Origin of the sequence: Bacillus sp. RCC_6_1 (assembly GCF_041360755.1) — a bacterium.
Lineage (GTDB): Bacteria > Bacillota > Bacilli > Bacillales > Bacillaceae_G > Bacillus_A > Bacillus_A cereus.
This window is the reverse complement of the sequence record NZ_JBFUPV010000002.1, coordinates 142,833-161,528: the sequence shown is the minus strand read 5'-3', so window position 1 is coordinate 161,528 and position 18,696 is coordinate 142,833. Positions and strand designations below refer to the sequence as shown.

Genomic DNA, 18,696 nt, shown 5'->3' with positions numbered 1-18,696 from the left:
TTATATATCCATTACTTCGCTAATTCATGAATTGCTTGCGCGTAAATTGCTGTTGCTTTTAATAAGTCTTCAATTTCGATATACTCATCTTTTTGATGTGCAAGTTCTTCTTTTCCAGGGAATAGCGGGCCAAATGCCACACCAGCTTTTAATGAACGAGCATAAGTACCGCCGCCGATTGCTAATAGTTCTGCTTTTTCACCTGTTTGTTCTTCATACACACGTTGTAACGTACGGATTAATACGTGATCTTTATCGACGTGATGTGGGCGAGAATTAGAATAGTCAGCCACTTCAAAACCATGCGTACCAACATATTCTTTCAACTTCACAATTGTTTCTTCAAAGTTAGTTGTAACTGGGTAACGTACGTTTAGCCCTAAGTTACCACCGTTTTCTTTCGTATAAGAAATGCGACCGACATTCACTGTTAACGGACCGCTAATTTCATCTTTATAAGCAATAGTAGCTTTTTCACCAAAAATATCACCAGTAAATGTTTCTGTTGCAAATGTCGCAAATGCAGTTGCTTTTCCATCAAGTGAAACTGTAGTTAAGAAGTTTGCTAATAATAAACCTGCATTTTCTCCTTTTTCAGGAGTAGATCCGTGCGCTGAAATTCCTTCTATTTGCAACGTCACTGCATTTCCTTCTATAGTCGATTTCCCTATTTTTTTAGCAGTTTGTAAATACTCTTCATATGCTACTGTAAGTGCATTTACATCTTCTCCTGTAATAACCGCTTCTGCAAAATCAGGAACCATATTTAAACGGCGCCCTGAATCAAATGAAACAAGTTCATATGTACCTTTTTTCTCTTCACTACCATTTTGCACAACTTGTATGTCAGAAATTCCTTTTTCTGCATTAATAATTGGAAAGTCTGCATCTGGTGCAAAACCGATTGTTGGCATTTCTTCATTTTTAAAGTAGTGATCTACACATTTCCAATTACTTTCCTCATCTGTTCCTATAATCATACGAACACGTTTGGAAAGAGGTAAGCCTAATTCTTTCACAATTTTCATCGCATAATATGCTGCCATCGTTGGGCCTTTATCGTCAATTGCACCACGTGCAAAAATCTTTCCATCGCGAATATCCGCACTATATGCAGGAGTCGTCCAGCCATCTCCTTCTGGTACAACATCAACGTGACAAAGAATGCCTACTAACTCTTCTCCTTGTCCCATTTCAAGATGACCTGCATATCCTTCTAAATTTTTAGAAGCAAAACCTTCAGTTTCTCCTTTATGTAACATGAAAGATAAAGCTTTTTCTACACCTTCACCGAATGGTGCGCCCTCTTTCGCCGATTCTTCTTCCCATACACTTTTAATTTGTAAAAATTGTTGTGTATCACGAATTAAATCATCTTTTCGTTTCGCAACTTCTTCTGTCCAATTAATTGCTGACATCACGCATCCATCCTTCACTATATTGTTTCTTTCATCATAACAAACCGAAATCTCTTATGCCATACACGAAAATTAAATACCGAACAATTGTAATATTTCAGATATTTCTTATTAGTTTTTCTTTTATTTTTTCAAAAAAATTTGCAGGAATTTGGCGTTTTACGTAGAATTTTATGTGTTAGTTGACTGACCATATATACAATGTCAACTACCAATATTTTTCTATATGAATATTTGTTAAATTTCTGTAAAATTTAAGTAGATTAAAGCATGAATTTTATCATGTAGAGTACAATGGTAGTAACGACCTTCTTTCCTGAATGGGGTCAAAAAAACTAGTAGAGGAGTGGTTTTCTCTTGAAACCTACAACTACTCGTATGCTAACACGCATTAAATCAATTTATATGTACATCAATGAAAACGGAACGGTAACGACGAAAGACCTTGTAGATGAGTTCGGGATCACACCGCGAACGATACAACGTGATCTAAATGTGTTGCAGTTTAATGAACTCGTGTATAGCCCTTGCCGCGGTAAGTGGACAACAACAGGAAAGAAAGTGAGAATGACCTCATAATGAAAAATAATTGTATGTAAATAAATACATACCCCTTTCTAATAATTAGAAAGGGGTCTTTTCTGCGCCTATAAAGGTACTACTTTTCAGTATCTACTTGATATGTTTTTAACATTTCTACTTCTTCATCTGTTAGCTCTCGGTATTGTCCAAGTTCTAGTTCTTCATCTAATACTAACGGACCCATCTCTGTTCTCTTTAGGTAGACTACTTTTTTCCCTACCGCTTCAAACATACGCTTCACTTGATGGAATTTCCCTTCCGTAATCACAAGCTCAATTTCAGAAATATCATCGCTTTTCAATATTGTAAGTGCACCTGGCTTTGTTTCATAGCCATCATCTAAAATAACACCTTTAGCAAACTCTTTTACATCCTCTTCTGTTACTACTCCTGCAACGTGTGCATAATATTTTTTCGGCACATGCTTTTTCGGAGATAATAATTGATGTGATAACTTCCCATCATTTGTTATCAATAAGAAACCTTCCGTATCGATATCAAGTCGTCCAACTGGGAACGGATCAAAGATTGCATCTTCTAATTCTAATAAATCTATTACTGTTTCATGATTATCATCTTCCGTCGCTGAAATAACACCTTGTGGTTTATGCATCATTAAGTAAACAAATTCTTTGTATTCCACAACTTCACCGTGAATCATAACTTCTTGCTCTTCTACATTTACATGAACTTTCGCATCTTTTACTGGCGTTCCATCAATTTTCACAACGCCATCTTTCAATAATTTCTTTACTTCTTTTCTACTTCCATATCCCATATTTGCTAATAATTTATCTAATCTCACGTTTTTCACCTTCTTTATTTATCATAGAAAAGGGGACGTAATTACGCCCCTCTTGATTTCAACTTTATTTTAAATCTACTACCAAGTTTACGTTGAATTTTATCTAATGCTTCTCCACCAAATACTCTTTCAAGTACTCCTGTGCGTATTGCTAACAATCCGTAAACAAGACCGCCAATACCTGCACAAATCGCAACTGTTATAAGAGCACCAATACGGCCATCAGGCGAAATCATGAAGGATAGAAGCCATTGTGATAGTTTTACAGCAACGACCATTATAAGTGTTAGTACTGCAATTTGGAATGTTCTTTTATATACAACACCGAATGAATAGTGTGCGTATTTTTTAATTTGTTGATTTGTGTACCAAACAGAAGCTAAGAAACCAACTGCTGTTGCTAGAATTGCTCCTACTGTACCGAAATAACGAATAAAGATTACGTTACATACAAATTTCAAAATAACGCCCATTATAAGCGCAATAATCGCATGCTTCTGCTGGTTAATACCTTGCAGGATTGCCGCTGTTACTGTAAATAAAGCGAATAACAACGCAACTGGTGCATACCACATTAATACTTGTCCACCTAGTGGATCTGAATCGTAAAACGCAGTATAAATTGGATATGCAAGTGAAGAAATACCGACAACTGCTGGCAATGTTAAAAACATATTTGCCTGGAATGTTTGTGTAATTTGTAATTTCAAATAGCGGTATTGTTTTTCAGTAAATGATTTTGTAATTGCTGGTACAAGCGTTAAACTAAACGCTGTTGCAAGTGATACAGGAATCATAATTAACTTATGCGTCCACATTGTGAAAATACCGAGAGCTCGCTCTGCGATATCACCTTGACCAATCGCCTGCATAATTGAGTTAAATGTCAATGTATCAATTTGTTGATATAAAGGAATTGTTAACCCAATTACAACGTAAGGAATCGCATATGCAAATAACTCTTTAAACAATTGAACGGTGCTTACTGTTGATTCTGGTACAGTTTGTTCAATTAAATATTGATCCAAATATTTTTTACGTTTTAGCCAGTACCAAATTAACACACCGAGTGCTCCAACCGCTGAAACGAACGCAGCAAATGTCGCTACTCCAACTGCTGTTGCAACTGTACCGCCAAGTACTTTAATAACGATAAAACTACCTGCTAATAAAAAGACGATACGAATAATTTGTTCAATAATTTGTGAAACGGTAGTTGGTCCCATAGACTGGTGACCTTGGAAATAACCACGAATTAAACTCGCTGCTGGTACAACAATAAGTGCGAAACTTACAAGACGAATGATCGTCGTAACTTCTCCTACATTATTGTGTATACTTTGTTTACCAAGCATCGCTTCTGCAAACAATGGCGCCGTCATGTACAGTACTAGGAACGAAAGAACTCCTGTTACTATCATCATAACCATTCCCGAGCGGAACATTCTCCGGCTCGTTTTATAATCGCCAAGCGCATTATATTTGGAAACAAATTTTGAAACAGCAAGTGGCACACCTGCCGTTGCGATACTTAAAAAGATCGTATATGGAATGTATCCATATGTATAGAGCGTTCCGCCTTCTGTTCCTACTAATGCATGAAACGGAAAGACGTAAATCATGCCTAAGAACTTTACTAAAAATGTCCCTAGCGTAACAATAAGCGTTCCGCGCAGAAATTTCGAATCGGACATACAAAAATCCTCCTACATCTACATAAAGTGAAACTATAATTAGTTGGAGACTTCTCTCCTACTCCTTATTAGTTGAACCATTCGAGCATTTACAGGCTAACAGACTCCCTATTTACTTCTCCTAAATCTTGAGGTTTTAGTCTTATCGCCTACAAATGGCAGGATAGTGCTGAACTCTAACTTTTGTATTGTACCACAATTCTCTCATTAAGCAGTACTTCACTCTATTTTTCTTTTAAGGGAAAACATGCTATTCTTTTAGGCAGGAAATGTAGAAAATGAGGTCGATATATTATGCATTATGATGTTATTGTCATCGGCGGCGGTCCTTCTGGGCTAATGGCTGCAATTGGTGCTGCAGAAGAAGGCGCAAATGTCTTACTTCTTGATAAAGGAAATAAACTTGGGCGTAAACTTGCAATTTCTGGTGGCGGACGCTGTAACGTAACGAACCGTCTACCACTTGATGAAATTGTTAAACATATACCAGGAAACGGTCGCTTCTTATACAGCGCTTTTTCTATTTTTAATAATGAAGATATTATTACATTCTTCGAAAATCTTGGTGTTAAATTGAAAGAAGAAGACCACGGTCGCATGTTCCCTGTGTCAAACAAAGCACAATCTGTTGTAGACGCACTTTTAACACGATTAAAAGACTTAGGTGTAAAAATCCGTACAAATACGCCTGTTGAAACGATTGAATATGAAAATGGTCAAACGAAAGCAGTTATACTGCAAACAGGTGAAGTGTTAGAAACAAATCACGTCGTTATCGCTGTTGGCGGAAAATCAGTTCCTCAAACTGGATCTACTGGAGACGGATATGCTTGGGCTGAAAAAGCGGGTCATACAATCACAGAATTATTCCCAACAGAAGTACCTATCCTTTCAAACGAGCCGTTTATACGTGACCGCTCATTACAAGGTCTTGCTTTACGTGATATAAACTTAAGTGTATTAAACCCGAAAGGAAAAGCTATCATTTCTCACAAAATGGACATGCTCTTCACTCATTTCGGCCTATCTGGACCCGCTGCTCTTCGCTGTAGTCAATTCGTCGTGAAAGCACTGAAAAAGTTTAAAACGAATACAATACAAATGAGTATTGATGCATTGCCAGAGGAAAATAGTGAGCAACTATTCCAGCGCGTGCTGAAACAAATGAAAGAAGATCCGAAAAAAGGAATTAAAAACGTTTTAAAAGGTTATGTTCCTGAACGTTACTTCCTATTCTTATTAGAAAAAAATGAAATTGACGGCAGCGAACAAGCTGGACAAGTTTCTCACGAAAAGATTCGTGCACTTGTGAAAGACTTTAAAGAGTTTACTGTGAATGTAAATGGTACGCAGTCAATTGAAAAAGCATTCGTTACTGGCGGCGGTGTATCCGTGAAAGAAATTAACCCGAAAGAAATGTCTTCTAAATTTACGAACGGCTTATATTTCTGCGGAGAAGTTCTTGATATTCACGGTTATACTGGTGGCTATAATATTACATCAGCCCTTGTTACTGGTAGAATTGCCGGAACGACAGCTGGAGAAAACGCGAAAATGCAGTATTAAAAAAAGAAACAGGGATTCCTGTTTCTTTTTTTATAGGTACATGAAATTATATGAGCAATTCCACAAATATATCAGCGATTCTGCAACTTATATCGGCGATTTTCCAAATTTATCGACTTACCGACAAGAAGCGACAAATATCTGCTCCATGTAACTTTCCATTGCTTTTTTGTTGCTTTATTTACCTTAGTACCTTTATATTTTATATTGTTGAATATTTAAAAAAGGGTAAGGGGAAAACAAATGAGAAAAAAAGTCATGATGTCTTTAATGTTAATGACGTTTCTTTCTGCGGTAGAAGGAACGATTGTTAGTACAGCAATCCCTCGTATAACGAGTGATTTGTCAGGCGTCGAACTTGTTAGTTGGGTATATGCAATTTATATGCTTGCAACAGCTGTTTCGACTCCAATATACGGAAAGCTCGCTGATTTATTTGGCCGTAAAAAAGTTTTACTGATCGGAGCTACAATCTTTTTAGTCGGTTCTGCACTTTGCGGCGTCGTTACATCGATGGAACAATTAATCTTTTTCCGCGCGCTTCAAGGTATCGGTGCTGGTGCTGTTATGCCAATCACAATGACGATTATTGGAGACTTATATAGCGAAGCGAAAGACCGCGCGAAAGCACAAGGTTGGATGAGTGCCGTTTGGGGTGTATCCGGTGTTATCGGACCGTTAGTAGGTGGATTTTTAGTTGATTCCCTTTCTTGGCGCTATATTTTCTTCCTAAACGTTCCATTCGGAATTATCGCTTGCTTAATGATTGCAATTTACTACAAAGAATCTATTAAAGCTGCTAAGCATCATATCGATTATCTTGGTGCAACAGTCTTCTCATTAAGTACAATCGCTCTACTATATGCATTATTAACAGGTAGCAGTAAGCAAAACTGGGGAGACATGACAATTATCGGCCTATTAATCTTTGCCGCTATTTCATTTATTATTTTCTTATTCATCGAGAAAAAATCTCCAGAACCATTAATTCCGCTAGCACTTTTCTCTAACCGTACATTATCTACGATAAATATATTAACTCTTATTGCTGGCGCAATGATTATTAGTATTACAATGTACCTTCCAATTTGGAGCCAAGGTGTATTAGGGAAAAATGCTACAGAAGCTGGACTTATTTTAATGCCAATCCCTGTTATGTGGACATTTGGCGCTATTTTCTCTGGTAACTTAGTAGGCAAATTAAAAACGAAACAAATCATTTTACTTGGAGCTAGCATTTTATCAGTCGCTACGTTCTTATTATTTACACTATCAACAAATTCACCATCGTTCCTTATTTATGTAGCAGTCGGATTATTCGGCTTAGGAATGGGGCTTGTGACACCGATTTACATGGTAACAATTCAAGCAGCCGTACCAGCTCATACACGCGGAACAGCTGTTGGTTTAAACACATTTATTAATACATTTAGTCAAACATTAGGTGCTGCAATCTTTGGAACAATCTTCAATACGATGATTCATGCGCGCGGTATTAAAAACCTTGATCTTGTATCTGGCGGACACGGCGGAACTACAACAAGTGTAGCCACTGAATCACAATCCGCATTAGCAGCAAGTGTACACGTCATTTATATGAGTACTTTCGTATTAGCAGTATGTACATTAATTATCGCTTGGCTTTTATTAAAGCCAGCTACACAAACAAGTGAGCAATAATAAAGAGGATGACCATTTCGGTCATCCTCTTTTTACTCTTCATTCTCCACAATATGTTTCAGCATGGACAATTTATTATCCCAAAAACGTTCATAATACGAGAGCCACTGCTGTAATTCCTCTAATGGCTCTGGATGCAAGCGATATATCTTCTCTCTTCCGCTCTTTCTTCCACTTACTAAATTCGCTTCCGAAAGAATATGAAGGTGCTTTACAACCGCAGTACGACTCATCGGAAAATGATCCGTTATTTTGGAAATCGGTAACTCTTTGTCACTTAATAACCGTATTACTTCTCGGCGGGTTGGATCAGCAATTGCTTGAAATACATCATATTTCGCTGCTGACGAGGACACTTAGCCTTCGACAACCTTTTTCAGTTTTTCATTTACAATCGCTACCCAACCACCGCTCATTCTATCGCGAATAATAGAGCTCTTCGCATTTGCTTTCGGAAGAATTTCATCAGGATGTTTCCAGCCGCCGTGAATTAACGTAAATTCTGTTTTGTTATCTCCTAAGTCTTTCAAATTAAATGAAACAACCCAGCCATCTGTATCCCATGAGAAAGATAAATAGTTTGGCTCATCAATCTCTAACACTTTACATGGTGATGGCCCAAATGGTGATTGCACATGAAATTCATGTCCTACCTCTAATACAAAATCATTTGGCATAAACCATGACGCAATCCCTTCTGCAGTTGATACTACACTCCATACCTTTTGAATAGACGCGTTAAAAACGATTGTTTGTTTAATATCATTTAATGTATTTTGTTGTTCCATTTTCATTCTCCTTTACTCGGCGTTATAACATAACACCTTTTGGTTATACTTCGATAATATAACACCTTTTAGTTTCATGTCAACGCTAATTCTTTTACTGTTGAGAAATTCTCAACATTTTTTCAACAGGACAAACACCCTCTTAGCATTTCCTCATAATATACTCACAAAGGCAATACAAAATAAAAACTTCTCTCAACATGAAACTCCATCATTTATCTTGAGAGAAGCGCCTTACTTATATCATGCGTACTTCGTCTCTCCTCCTTCCCTCAAGGGACAATACGCGAGATATGACAAATCAGAAGGAATATGCCCACCATTTGAGTAGGTAGTTATTTCTCTTCTCCTCAACATTTCCTCAGGAGCGAAATGACTACCGACTCACTTTTTTCAAACAAAAATAAAAAGGGGATGAAAGCTATGTTCTATTGCATTAACTGCTCTGATATTCATCATGAAAAACATCCGAATGATAAAGTATTCAAAAACGGTTTTTATATTGATCCATTTTTAGGTGATCGTTATCACCTTGGTATGTGTAAAGATGCCCAAAATCATGAAACAGGGGAGCCTCTTTTAACGACAAAGAAATTAGGCACACCCCAATCTATTATGAACGTATTACCGACACATGTTGTCCCAACATAAAACATAAAAAAGAGCTGGGTGAGCCAGCTCTTTTTTATGCTTTATAAACGATCATTGCTGAAAAACAATAAATTTGGTTTTCATCGTCGTTAATGGAAACACCAACTTGATACTTAATATCTACAAAGTTGCTATCATCAATCTTTTTCAAAAACACATTCACAGCGTCTTCTAAGTCTTTTTCGTGACTTTCATCAAACACTTTCACACGAATCATGTTAACACCATCCTAGATCGCAGCCCTCCGCCGCTTGATTATTGCCACGGTGCGTATCTATGATGCGATAAAACTTTCCATTCTCATATATATATCCGTCTTCTAACACATATTTTTTATCTTCAGTATAGACATAAAACTTACCTATCATAAATTTACTCGTATATAATTCCAAATAATTTGGTCTAAATTTAGCTACAACTTTATTTGTAATATCAATTTTTATTGTGCGCCCCACCTTCTCTCCCTCCTTTGCAAAGAACGGATTTAGGTATATTGTATTAGCGCTTTTACATTTTATGCTTAAAAATAAGTGGATATGCCTTCTTTCTCACCTGTACTATTTTTCTAAAAAAATCACTATAAAGTGAAACTTTAATCAGCCCGACCACCCACCTAACTTCTTTGCTTTCGCTGAATTTTGAGGTGGGGGTCTTATTGCCCGTTAATGCGGGATAAATAAGTTCAAAAAAACATAAAAAAAACCACTCCATATTATTGACTCGAATATAAATGTTATGTTATTATATAAAATTTGACACTTTTATATAAGTGTGCTATCATTAAAAGTGGTTACCACATATGGAGGTGGATGATTTGTTTCAAATTGGTGATAAAATCGTTTATCCAATGCACGGTGCAGGAATTATCGAAGCAATTGAAGAGAAAGAAATATTAGGTACTTCACGTCAATATTGTGTGATACGCATCATTAGTAAAGATATGCAAGTAATGCTTCCGATGGAACAATTAAAAAAATCAGGTATTCGTTATATCGTTGATCGAGGTACGTTAGATGATATACTTCTTGAATTTCAAAACGGGGAGTCAGACCCATCACTCTCATGGAAACAAAGATATACAATGAATATGGAAAAAATGAAAAATGGCAATTTACAAGATAGCGCAGAAGTGGTTCGGGATTTACTTCGCCGTAATAAAGAGAGAACATTAAATGCGAGCGAAAAACAAATGCTAGATAATGCACGAAAAATGATGATCAGCGAAGTCGCGCTCGTACAAAATGTTACTGAACATCAAGCAACAGAATTTCTTCAAGATACAATTAATCATTAATTTTAAAATAGCCGAACGCTATTTTTTTGTAAAAAAGGACAAAGAGATAAAACTCTTTGTCCTTTTCATATTACCCACGCCCAGCTTGAAACGATGGGTATAAAGTCATTCCACCATCTGCAAATAACGTAATTCCAGTTACGTAACTCGCCTCTGATGAAGCAAGCCAAGTTGCTACTGCTGCGATTTCTTCAGGTTTTCCAATATAGCCCATAGGTATCATACTTTCTACGTCAGCACGTTTTTTAGGATCAGCAAACTTTTCGGCATTAATTGGCGTATTAATTGCACCTGGCCCAATATTATTTACTCGAATACCTTTTGGCGCATATTCTAACGCTAGCGTTTCTGTCATCAGTTTAATGCCACCCTTACTTGCTGCATAGTGCACAAATAGTGGCCACGGAATTTTCTCATGAACACTAGACATATTAATGACAGACCCTTTAATATCATGTTCTACAAAATATTTAATCGCTTCACGACTTCCTAAAAAAGCACCTGTTAAATTTGTATTAATTACCCTATTCCAATCTTCAAGCGGCATTTCATGCGACGGTACTGCGTTTTCTATCCCTGCATTATTAATCATAACGTCAAGCGTACCAAACTCTTTCACAGCAGATTGAATGAGATTCACAACATCTGATTCGACGGTTACATCACCTTTTACAGCAATCGCTTCGCCGCCTACCTTTTTAATTTCTTCTAACACATCATTCGCTTCTGATTCTCGTGAGCGATAATTAATAACCACTTTCGCTTTTTCCTTAGCAAACCTCACTCCCATCGCTCTTCCGAGACCAGTTGCTGATCCTGTAATAACGACAACTTTCCCTGCTAAATCACTATACATTTCCATACCTCCTTTAACTTTTGGCTATACCTAACATAATTCCGGCTGCGATAATAAAAACGATACCGACAACGATACCCGTTAATTGACGTTTCGTTTTCTTTTCACCTAATATAAGGATCCCACCAAGCGTGGAAATAATAATTCCCATTTGCGATAGCGAGAAACTTGTTGCGACTCCAACACGCGGCTGTGAAATGAATAAAAACATATTTCCAGCTGCCCAAATTAATCCTGGAATAATATTGCGAATTGCATATTTATTAAATGGATGATGTTTAAAGGTAAGCAAAATCCCACCTAACACCATACCAACTGCTTGTGGCAACAAAGCCGACCAGCCATCTACGTTAAATAACCTAATTACTACTACGTAAACTAAATAACCGACTGTTGAAATTAATAAAATTACGATACCTCTTTTAAAGTTTGCTGCTTGCTCTGCATTCTTTTCTTCTTCACTTTGAAGCGATGTTAAAATAACACCGATAATAATACAAACGAGCGCTAAAACCCCAAGAACGACCGATATTGTCGTGGACCATTCATGAAATACGATAACGCCAAATAAAGTCGTCGCGACTAATTGAAGTCCTGTTGAAATTGGCATCGTCCTCGAAACACCCATTAAATCAATACTTTTCAATTGATTCGCCTGACCAAGCGCCCAAAATAAACCTGACACAACTCCAACTCCGATAACGGTAGGTGTTAATACTGGCTTCATAAAAATATAAACAACAATTGAAAAAATAAGTGCTCCAAATGTTGTTCCGAGCGTTTGACTATACGGGCCCCCGCCCAGTTTTACGTTAAATAGCACAATACTTCCCCAAAATATAGCTGGTAAAATCGCTAAAAATATATCCATCACTCATTACCTTTCTTTACTAAATGCCATAGATTATCACTCTAAGTCGTTAGAGTGAGCTTTTATTTTTTCTTTTTCCCGTTCACAAACTTTTTCTGCAATAGCGTCAGAAACATTCTTTTCTCGCTCCACTTTCTTTATCTTTACGTGATCTAAATGATCTTCCAAAGTAAGCGTAACTTTATCGTTCGGCGGATTATGCGCTCCTTGAAATGTAAGAAATTGTAGCTTCAATTCGTATCTAGGAACAAATTCATCTTTCTTGCCGAGACGCTTTATATCTATAACTGAAGCACATTCATATTGATCTTCTGTCACTTGTCTAATAACTGAATAGTACCTATTTGATAATGCACTCTCTAAAAGCTGTTCTCTTGATTCTTTCGCGAAAGAATCGCTTGGAGAAGAGAAAAAGGCCACACATAGCATTGTGATAACGACACATATTTTTTTCATAGTTCCCTCCTTGTTCTATAGATTAGTGTTCTCAAAACTGCCATAAAAAAACGACTTTCCCTATGTAGGAAAGTCGTTTTAATAAATCCAATATTAACCACCGCTCACTGGTGGAATTAGTGCAACAACATCACCAGATTGGACCCTGTCATCTTCATTTGCGTATTCTTCATTAATCGCAACCATAATTGGCTCTGAAACTGGTACATTATATTCGTTCGCAACAACATCTTTTAACTGTGCAACCGTAATATTTTCTTTCTCTATTTGTAATTCACTTGTCCCTGCTTCTTCTTGCAAGTGCGCAAATAACAATACTCTAATCATACTTATAGCTCCTTCCCAGGCTCTCCCGCCGGATATGGTGTTTTTTCTAATTGATCACCAATCCATGAGTCACCATCTTCCCAAAACTCCTTTTTCCAAATCGGAACAATTTGTTTTATGCGTTCCATAATATATTCGTTCGCTTCATAAGCCGCTTTACGGTGTGGTGTTGAAACAGCAACAACAACCGCTATATCAGAAATTTGCAACGTACCGATGCGATGTGTAATCGCAACATATGTACCTGGCCATTTCTCTTTCACTTCCAAGCCAATTTTCTCTAGCATCTTTTCTGCCATCGTCTTATAAGCAACATACTCTAAGTATAATGTACGACGCCCTTTCGTAAACTCTCTAACCGTTCCAATAAATGTTGTAACAGCACCGCATTCACGTCGAATTACTTTCTTCGTTACTTCTTCAATTGAGATTTCTGTATCAATTACTTCATAATATGTATTTATCATTTCGCACTCCTAACCGTTTGTAAAAACCAGTCTATGTACAACTCTTCTTCTGTTATATGAAATACTTTATATTCTTCTCGTATATTTGCCGGAACATCATACCACGTAATAACCGCCACTATATTTTCTACTTTATGTAAAAGCTCAATGTCTTCCGCAGAACGAAGTAACACTACTTTCGAGTAATTCTCTTTTTTATAGCCTTCTATTAAAATTGTATCCACTTCAAAAAACTCATATAAGCGAATAATTTCTTGCAAGGACCATTTCTTTCTTAGTGAAGAAAGTGAAAGCAATCCAGCACCTTCTACACTACTTACGACAGCACCAGCTTTACGGTGTCTTTCGCTATCTTTTTGCGCTACTTCTGGAAAGCCTCCGTGCCCGTGATGTTTAATTGTAGCAACTTTCATTTTTCGTTCAGCTAATGCATGCACCACTTTCTCAACAAGTGTTGTTTTCCCGCTATTTTGATATCCTACTATTTGTAAGATTGAAGGGGCTTTGCCCATGGCCAATCACATCCCTCAGAGTGCTCTAACAATAATACGGATACTTTCATTCCGGTCTCAAATCCTCTCGTTCCTCCAGGTAACACGATAAAAGCATTCGCATCTGCAAGTGAAGATACCGCACTCGATTTATCTAAACCAACTGGCATCGCTTGTAACGCCCCGTCCACAATTGTTACGTTCGCTCTTACGAAACGAGTAAATGGATTTGGCTTTGGAAAATCTTTTTGTAAAATAGCATCCGCTCTATATACGTGAGGTTCCTTCGCATACAAATACGTTTTTATAATTGGATGCACAAATAATTCAAAGCCTACATAACAAGCAGACGGATTTCCTGATAAACCAAAGAGTAACTTTCCATCAACTTCAGCTACTGTCGTTACACTTCCGGGCCTCATGGCTATCTTATTAAAGAGTACATTTGCCTGTAACCTTTCATAAATAGCTGGTAAGTAGTCATAATCTCCTACTGATACACCGCCTGTTGTAATTAAAATGTCGACCTCATCCACCGCTGATTGAACAGCTGTAAAACATGCATCTAACTCATCCGCGAGTTGACCATAATAACGAACTTTCCCGCCAGCTTTCATAATTTGAGCTGCGATCATATACGAGTTACTATTTCTAATTTTCCCCGGTTCTAACGGCTCATGTACTTCTAATAATTCACTTCCTGTCGTTACAATACCGACAACAGGCTGTTTTACAACTTTCACAGCGCTATATCCAAACGTTGCTAATAAGGCGGCAACACCTGGATTAATTGCAACGCCTTTCTGAACGAGAACTTGATTTTGTTTTATATCTTCTCCTTTAAACGACACATTGTCACCGTTATTAAAAGGGCGTTTTAACTTCATATATGTTTTCCCGTTCTTCTCAAACCCTTCTGTCAGCTCTAGCATTACGACTGCATTGCAATCTTGTGGAATAGCTGCTCCTGTCATAATACGAACCACCTGAAAAGATTCTACTTCTTCTGTAAAAACAGAACCTGCCCCGATTTCTCCTATTACTTCAAATTCAACTGGATTCTCTTGAGTTGCTTCTTTCGTATCTTCTGCTCGAATGGCGAAACCATCGTAAGGGGAACGATCAAAATGAGGAACGTCATGATCTGAGACAACATCTTCCCCGAGAATTCTCCCGTAACTTTCCGTAATAGAAATTTCTTCTACTTCACCATGCTTTGCATATTTCATTACCCGTTCTACTGCCTCAGCAACTTGAATTGGAATTCGTTTTTCTACCATCGTTTCTCACCTCATATTTGCAATTTTTTTTATCTCGATTAAACTTTATATATTCAATAGAAATTACTTCAAGGAGGAATTCCATGTCTTCATTTACACACTTTAATGACCAAGGACGCGCGAAGATGGTTGATATAAGTGACAAAAAAGCAACCGTTCGAACAGCAATTGCGTGCTCTAGCATTGTCGTTACGAAAGAAATTTACGATAAAATCTCTCACAATGAAATTGGGAAAGGTGACGTATTAGCAGTTGCGCAAATCGCAGGCATTATGGCTGCGAAACGAACTTCTGATATTATCCCAATGTGCCATCCTTTACTATTAAAAGGTGTTGACGTTTCTTTCGATTGGAAACAATCAGAAGAACAATATCGTTTACTCATTGAAGTAAAAGTTAAAACAGAAGGTAGCACCGGTGTTGAAATGGAAGCTTTAACAGCTGCTTCGGCTACCGCTCTTACTGTGTATGATATGTGTAAAGCTGTCGATAAAGGTATGATTATCGGCGAAACGTACTTACTTGAAAAAACAGGCGGAAAAAGTGGAGATTATACGAGAAATTCATAATCCTTTCTCCGTTGAACCTAAAGGATTCCCTTTAGGTTCAACCTATATATCTTGCATATAAACTTTTCGCTACATTTATATCATTCGTCCCATGAATGAAAGCTCTGCCATCTGTAAATAAAACAAAACGATATTCTTCTACCGGAAACGACAATAAATAAGGTGTCGCCTTTATCTCTACGCTTCTTTGTAAGCGCTTTTTAATTTCTTCCAAATTAAAATTCTTCCGCACACCTGGACGAATTTGCACTGTATTTCGCCCACATAACACTTCTGTTTTCGTTTGTGCTTCAAATGTTAAACTCGGATATGTACGTAACCTTCCGCAAGATAAACAAGTATCTTTTTTCTGCCTATTCACTTTAAATGCCATCTGTTGATTATTCCAAAGATCAAATGATAACATCGTTTCACGAAGCGCTCCGTAGTCTTCTACTAATATTTTCAGCGCTTCCGTAGTTTGATGCGCAACTACTAATTGTACTGCCGGTTGTATAATACCAGCTGTGTCACATGTTGCTCCGCTCGCCGGATGCTCCATTAAACAGCGAAAACACGGTGTTTTCCCTGGTAAAATTGTATACGTTACTCCGTAGCTTCCAACGCACCCACCATATATCCACGGAATATTATACTTTTGTGAAATATCATTAATGAGAAGACGCGTTTCAAAATTATCTGTCGCATCTAATATTAAATCTACATCATTCACTAATTCTTCCATTTCTTGCACCGTTACATCTGTCACAACCGGAGTTATTTCCACCTCAGAATTAATCGCTCTTAAATGCTCTGCTGCCGCTACCGCCTTCGGTTTATACTGCTTTGCATCTTCTTCTGTATATAGTTGTTGTCTTTGTAAATTACTCCATTCTACATAATCACGATCAGCAATCGTTACTTTTCCAACACCCGCTCTAACAATCGCTTCTGCATTTGCCGCACCGAGAGCACCAGCACCAATAATAAGCACATGCTTCTCTCTTATTTTTCTCTGCCCTTCTTCTCCAACACCAGAAAATAATATTTGTCTTGAATATCGCTCCTGCATGCGATAGCCCCCTTTCTTATCCTCCTATATAAGACATTTCGATTTTCGGACGATTTTTTGCACTTTCTTCTGTTCGTTCATCCGAATACCTATCTTTTCTATTCATCCATACATCTTGTATAACACTTAATAACTCCTCATCCGAAAGATTTCCTCTAAGAAGTTCTCTTACATCCAAACCCTCTGTCGCAAATAAGCACGTATAAAACTTTCCATCTGCCGAAATTCTCGCCCTCGTACAAGAGACACAAAATGACTCAGAAACAGATGTAATAAAACCAACTTCAACATTTGTTCCAACGTACCGATATCGCTTCGCAACTTCACCAAAGTAATGCGCTTCAGCTGGCTCAAGCGGATACACCTTATGAATCATCTCAATCAATTCTCGTTTTGTAACGACTTGATCAAAATTCCACCCATTTGTACTACCAACATCCATAAACTCAATAAACCGAAGCGTGATTCCTTGCTCTTTAAAATACGCAGCCATCGGTAGTACTTGATGATCGTTCATCCCTTTTTTCACAACCATATTTACCTTTACTTCCAAGCCCGCCTCTTTAGCTGCTATAATTCCCTTAATTACCGGTTTCGTATTAATATTTCGACCATTAATATTCTTAAATATGTCATCATCTATCGCATCTAAACTAACATTCACTCTATGTAATCCAGCTTCTTTTAATGCCTTCGCTTGTTTCGTTAAATGAATAGCATTTGTCGTTAACCCTATATCTATTAGCCCATCAATTTTCACAAGACGTGCAATAAGTTTTGTTAAATCTTTACGAAGCAGTGGCTCACCGCCAGTAAGTCTAATTTTCCGTACACCGATGCTAACAAATAATTTTGCCAAACGCTCAATTTCATCAAAAGTTAGTAAAAACTCGTCTTTCAAAAAAGCATATTCTGGCCCAAATATTTCCGCTGGCATACAATATGTACATCTAAAATTGCAACGATCAATGACAGATATACGTAAATCTTGAAGTGGGCGTCCAAAAAAATCTTTAACCATCTCCTGCATCGCCACCCTCCCTTTCTGCCAAATTTCTTTCTTTTCATTCTATTATAATATATTTTCGAACTGCGATGTTTTTGCTCAAGTGAATAAAGTGAAACTTTAAATAATTAGAGGGGATTCACTCCCCCCTGGTTAACGAGGTTTACTTACAAATACAAAGATAAAAAAACCTTGAAACATAAAAGCTTCAAGGTTCTCTGCTTATTAACTTAATCTAATAATAGTCAGGGTAGCCCCTGGCGTTGCTGTAGATAATGTAGCTATTGCAACTACTCCAAATAACTGTAAGCTAACAGCAGCTCCAGCAGGCAAGTTAGCAATTATTGTTGCACTAAATGAACCAGTAGCAACTGTCGGAGCATTTATCGTTCCCGCAAGCGGACTGCCATTTACAGTTATACGAGAACTTACAACTAATCCTGCCGTTAAATTAATTGTATAAGCTATATAATAATTTCCTGCATTCGCAACTGTAAATACAGTATTTCCACCACTAACGGTTATTCCTGGACCAATATTTTGATTGTTCGGTAATGGTACATTCGTACCACCTAATAAAACGGAAATAGCGGTTCCTGATGTATTATTCGCAAATGCATACGTTGCAGTTGTACTAACTCCAGTCGCCCCGGTCGCTCCAGTGGCTCCAGCTCCGGTTGGACCTGTATCTCCAGTTGGACCTTGTGAACCGGTTGCTCCTGTAGCCCCCGTTGGACCTTGGATTCCTTGCGGGCCTTGAATTCCTTGTGGCCCTGTCGCTCCGGTTGCTCCTGTAGCTCCCGTTGGACCTTGAATTCCTTGTGGGCCTTGGATTCCTTGTGGA

At 37.6% G+C, this 18,696-nt stretch carries 23 protein-coding genes; 6 read left to right on the top strand and 17 right to left on the bottom strand.

Translation table 11 applies throughout. The features are described from left to right. Positions 1–11 precede the first annotated feature (11 nt). Positions 12–1,418, bottom strand: coding sequence for a dipeptidase PepV (pepV, locus tag AB6801_RS06905; protein WP_001274251.1), 1,407 nt, complete (start codon positions 1,416–1,418; stop codon positions 12–14). Positions 1,419–1,775: 357 nt separating this feature from the next. Here pepV and AB6801_RS06900 point away from each other — a divergent pair, with 357 nt between their 5' ends. Continuing rightward, a complete protein-coding gene (locus tag AB6801_RS06900; RefSeq protein WP_000805512.1) occupies positions 1,776–1,997 on the top strand; it encodes a DeoR family transcriptional regulator in 222 nt (73 codons plus the stop codon). Between the two features lie 79 nt (positions 1,998–2,076). On the opposite strand, the gene AB6801_RS06895 is transcribed toward AB6801_RS06900, so the two are convergent. Both AB6801_RS06895 and AB6801_RS06890 read right to left on the bottom strand, forming a co-directional pair. After that, a complete protein-coding gene (locus AB6801_RS06895; protein ID WP_001234947.1) occupies positions 2,077–2,805 on the bottom strand; it encodes a pseudouridine synthase in 729 nt (242 codons plus the stop codon). Between the two features lie 41 nt (positions 2,806–2,846). Continuing rightward, positions 2,847–4,499, bottom strand: coding sequence for a putative polysaccharide biosynthesis protein (locus AB6801_RS06890; RefSeq protein WP_001284029.1), 1,653 nt, complete (start codon positions 4,497–4,499; stop codon positions 2,847–2,849). A gap of 294 nt (positions 4,500–4,793) precedes the next feature. Here AB6801_RS06890 and AB6801_RS06885 point away from each other — a divergent pair, with 294 nt between their 5' ends. Then, positions 4,794–6,065, top strand: coding sequence for a BaiN/RdsA family NAD(P)/FAD-dependent oxidoreductase (locus AB6801_RS06885; RefSeq protein ID WP_097999287.1), 1,272 nt, complete (start codon positions 4,794–4,796; stop codon positions 6,063–6,065). Positions 6,066–6,308: 243 nt separating this feature from the next. Next, positions 6,309–7,745 carry an MDR family MFS transporter gene (locus AB6801_RS06880; RefSeq protein WP_097999286.1) on the top strand — a complete coding sequence of 479 codons (1,437 nt, stop codon included), beginning with the start codon at positions 6,309–6,311 and terminating at the stop codon, positions 7,743–7,745. Between the two features lie 32 nt (positions 7,746–7,777). Here AB6801_RS06880 and AB6801_RS06875 read toward each other — a convergent pair whose 3' ends face one another. After that, positions 7,778–8,101, bottom strand: coding sequence for an ArsR/SmtB family transcription factor (locus AB6801_RS06875; RefSeq protein WP_000098837.1), 324 nt, complete (start codon positions 8,099–8,101; stop codon positions 7,778–7,780). Beyond that, positions 8,102–8,533 (bottom strand): SRPBCC family protein, encoded by a 432-nt coding sequence (locus AB6801_RS06870; RefSeq protein ID WP_000437770.1) that lies wholly within the window; start codon positions 8,531–8,533, stop codon positions 8,102–8,104. Between the two features lie 423 nt (positions 8,534–8,956). Here AB6801_RS06870 and AB6801_RS06865 point away from each other — a divergent pair, with 423 nt between their 5' ends. Continuing rightward, positions 8,957–9,184 carry a DUF3973 domain-containing protein gene (locus AB6801_RS06865; RefSeq protein WP_000498988.1) on the top strand — a complete coding sequence of 76 codons (228 nt, stop codon included), beginning with the start codon at positions 8,957–8,959 and terminating at the stop codon, positions 9,182–9,184. A 34-nt stretch (positions 9,185–9,218) separates the two neighbouring features. Here the strand turns inward: AB6801_RS06865 and AB6801_RS06860 are convergent, their stop codons facing one another. Further along, positions 9,219–9,401 carry a sporulation protein Cse60 gene (locus AB6801_RS06860; RefSeq protein WP_000621751.1) on the bottom strand — a complete coding sequence of 61 codons (183 nt, stop codon included), beginning with the start codon at positions 9,399–9,401 and terminating at the stop codon, positions 9,219–9,221. A 1-nt stretch (position 9,402) separates the two neighbouring features. Continuing rightward, on the bottom strand, positions 9,403–9,639 hold the full coding sequence (locus tag AB6801_RS06855) for a DUF2553 family protein (RefSeq protein ID WP_000533804.1): 237 nt from the start codon (positions 9,637–9,639) through the stop codon (positions 9,403–9,405). A 344-nt stretch (positions 9,640–9,983) separates the two neighbouring features. On the opposite strand from AB6801_RS06855, the gene AB6801_RS06850 reads away from it, so the two are divergent. Further along, positions 9,984–10,478 (top strand): CarD family transcriptional regulator, encoded by a 495-nt coding sequence (locus AB6801_RS06850; RefSeq protein ID WP_000451446.1) that lies wholly within the window; start codon positions 9,984–9,986, stop codon positions 10,476–10,478. 70 nt (positions 10,479–10,548) lie between these two features. On the opposite strand, the gene AB6801_RS06845 is transcribed toward AB6801_RS06850, so the two are convergent. The 7 genes from AB6801_RS06845 to moeA all read right to left on the bottom strand — a co-directional run bounded on the left by AB6801_RS06845 (position 10,549) and on the right by moeA (position 15,226). Next, the gene (locus AB6801_RS06845; RefSeq protein ID WP_000286673.1) at positions 10,549–11,334 is read right to left on the bottom strand and encodes a glucose 1-dehydrogenase; all 786 of its coding nucleotides are present in this window, start codon (positions 11,332–11,334) and stop codon (positions 10,549–10,551) included. A gap of 13 nt (positions 11,335–11,347) precedes the next feature. Continuing rightward, positions 11,348–12,205, bottom strand: coding sequence for a glucose uptake protein GlcU (gene glcU / locus AB6801_RS06840; RefSeq protein WP_000350867.1), 858 nt, complete (start codon positions 12,203–12,205; stop codon positions 11,348–11,350). Between the two features lie 36 nt (positions 12,206–12,241). Continuing rightward, the gene (locus AB6801_RS06835) at positions 12,242–12,661 is read right to left on the bottom strand and encodes a DUF3888 domain-containing protein (protein WP_000717677.1); all 420 of its coding nucleotides are present in this window, start codon (positions 12,659–12,661) and stop codon (positions 12,242–12,244) included. 93 nt (positions 12,662–12,754) lie between these two features. Continuing rightward, entirely contained in the window at positions 12,755–12,988 is a 234-nt protein-coding gene (moaD, locus tag AB6801_RS06830; protein WP_000621778.1) for a molybdopterin converting factor subunit 1, read from the bottom strand. Positions 12,989–12,990: 2 nt separating this feature from the next. Continuing rightward, a complete protein-coding gene (gene moaE, locus AB6801_RS06825; RefSeq protein ID WP_000611226.1) occupies positions 12,991–13,455 on the bottom strand; it encodes a molybdopterin synthase catalytic subunit MoaE in 465 nt (154 codons plus the stop codon). Further along, a complete protein-coding gene (gene mobB / locus AB6801_RS06820) occupies positions 13,452–13,967 on the bottom strand; it encodes a molybdopterin-guanine dinucleotide biosynthesis protein B (protein ID WP_000513645.1) in 516 nt (171 codons plus the stop codon). Before mobB ends, moaE begins: the two co-directional genes overlap by 4 nt. Continuing rightward, positions 13,937–15,226: a molybdopterin molybdotransferase MoeA gene (moeA, locus tag AB6801_RS06815; RefSeq protein WP_097999284.1), complete on the bottom strand. Its 1,290-nt coding sequence runs from the start codon at positions 15,224–15,226 to the stop codon at positions 13,937–13,939. Before moeA ends, mobB begins: the two co-directional genes overlap by 31 nt. An 83-nt stretch (positions 15,227–15,309) precedes the next feature. Here moeA and moaC point away from each other — a divergent pair, with 83 nt between their 5' ends. Then, a complete protein-coding gene (gene moaC / locus AB6801_RS06810; protein WP_000094146.1) occupies positions 15,310–15,795 on the top strand; it encodes a cyclic pyranopterin monophosphate synthase MoaC in 486 nt (161 codons plus the stop codon). Positions 15,796–15,832: 37 nt separating this feature from the next. On the opposite strand, the gene AB6801_RS06805 is transcribed toward moaC, so the two are convergent. From AB6801_RS06805 to AB6801_RS06795, 3 genes are all read right to left on the bottom strand, one after another. Next, the gene (locus AB6801_RS06805; protein WP_001158106.1) at positions 15,833–16,846 is read right to left on the bottom strand and encodes a molybdopterin-synthase adenylyltransferase MoeB; all 1,014 of its coding nucleotides are present in this window, start codon (positions 16,844–16,846) and stop codon (positions 15,833–15,835) included. A gap of 16 nt (positions 16,847–16,862) precedes the next feature. Then, positions 16,863–17,876 carry a GTP 3',8-cyclase MoaA gene (moaA, locus tag AB6801_RS06800; protein ID WP_001157117.1) on the bottom strand — a complete coding sequence of 338 codons (1,014 nt, stop codon included), beginning with the start codon at positions 17,874–17,876 and terminating at the stop codon, positions 16,863–16,865. Positions 17,877–18,077: 201 nt separating this feature from the next. Further along, positions 18,078–18,696: BclA C-terminal domain-containing protein (locus AB6801_RS06795; RefSeq protein WP_483299406.1), on the bottom strand; the 619-nt coding region annotated here is incomplete at its 5' end.

Excerpts from the sequence above, each read along its gene's own strand:
- pepV (WP_001274251.1), bottom strand. The coding sequence starts at position 1,418 with ATGTCAGCAATTAATTGGACAGAAGAAGTTGCGAAACGAAAAGATGAT.
- AB6801_RS06890 (WP_001284029.1), bottom strand. The coding sequence starts at position 4,499 with ATGTCCGATTCGAAATTTCTGCGCGGAACGCTTATTGTTACGCTAGGG.
- AB6801_RS06885 (WP_097999287.1), top strand. The coding sequence starts at position 4,794 with ATGCATTATGATGTTATTGTCATCGGCGGCGGTCCTTCTGGGCTAATG.
- AB6801_RS06880 (WP_097999286.1), top strand. The coding sequence starts at position 6,309 with ATGAGAAAAAAAGTCATGATGTCTTTAATGTTAATGACGTTTCTTTCT.
- AB6801_RS06870 (WP_000437770.1), bottom strand. The coding sequence starts at position 8,533 with ATGGAACAACAAAATACATTAAATGATATTAAACAAACAATCGTTTTT.
- AB6801_RS06865 (WP_000498988.1), top strand. The coding sequence starts at position 8,957 with ATGTTCTATTGCATTAACTGCTCTGATATTCATCATGAAAAACATCCG.
- AB6801_RS06860 (WP_000621751.1), bottom strand. The coding sequence starts at position 9,401 with ATGATTCGTGTGAAAGTGTTTGATGAAAGTCACGAAAAAGACTTAGAA.
- AB6801_RS06850 (WP_000451446.1), top strand. The coding sequence starts at position 9,984 with ATGGAGGTGGATGATTTGTTTCAAATTGGTGATAAAATCGTTTATCCA.
- AB6801_RS06845 (WP_000286673.1), bottom strand. The coding sequence starts at position 11,334 with ATGTATAGTGATTTAGCAGGGAAAGTTGTCGTTATTACAGGATCAGCA.
- glcU (WP_000350867.1), bottom strand. The coding sequence starts at position 12,205 with ATGGATATATTTTTAGCGATTTTACCAGCTATATTTTGGGGAAGTATT.
- AB6801_RS06835 (WP_000717677.1), bottom strand. The coding sequence starts at position 12,661 with ATGAAAAAAATATGTGTCGTTATCACAATGCTATGTGTGGCCTTTTTC.
- moaD (WP_000621778.1), bottom strand. The coding sequence starts at position 12,988 with ATGATTAGAGTATTGTTATTTGCGCACTTGCAAGAAGAAGCAGGGACA.
- moaE (WP_000611226.1), bottom strand. The coding sequence starts at position 13,455 with ATGATAAATACATATTATGAAGTAATTGATACAGAAATCTCAATTGAA.
- mobB (WP_000513645.1), bottom strand. The coding sequence starts at position 13,967 with ATGGGCAAAGCCCCTTCAATCTTACAAATAGTAGGATATCAAAATAGC.
- moeA (WP_097999284.1), bottom strand. The coding sequence starts at position 15,226 with ATGGTAGAAAAACGAATTCCAATTCAAGTTGCTGAGGCAGTAGAACGG.
- moaC (WP_000094146.1), top strand. The coding sequence starts at position 15,310 with ATGTCTTCATTTACACACTTTAATGACCAAGGACGCGCGAAGATGGTT.
- AB6801_RS06805 (WP_001158106.1), bottom strand. The coding sequence starts at position 16,846 with ATGCAGGAGCGATATTCAAGACAAATATTATTTTCTGGTGTTGGAGAA.
- moaA (WP_001157117.1), bottom strand. The coding sequence starts at position 17,876 with ATGCAGGAGATGGTTAAAGATTTTTTTGGACGCCCACTTCAAGATTTA.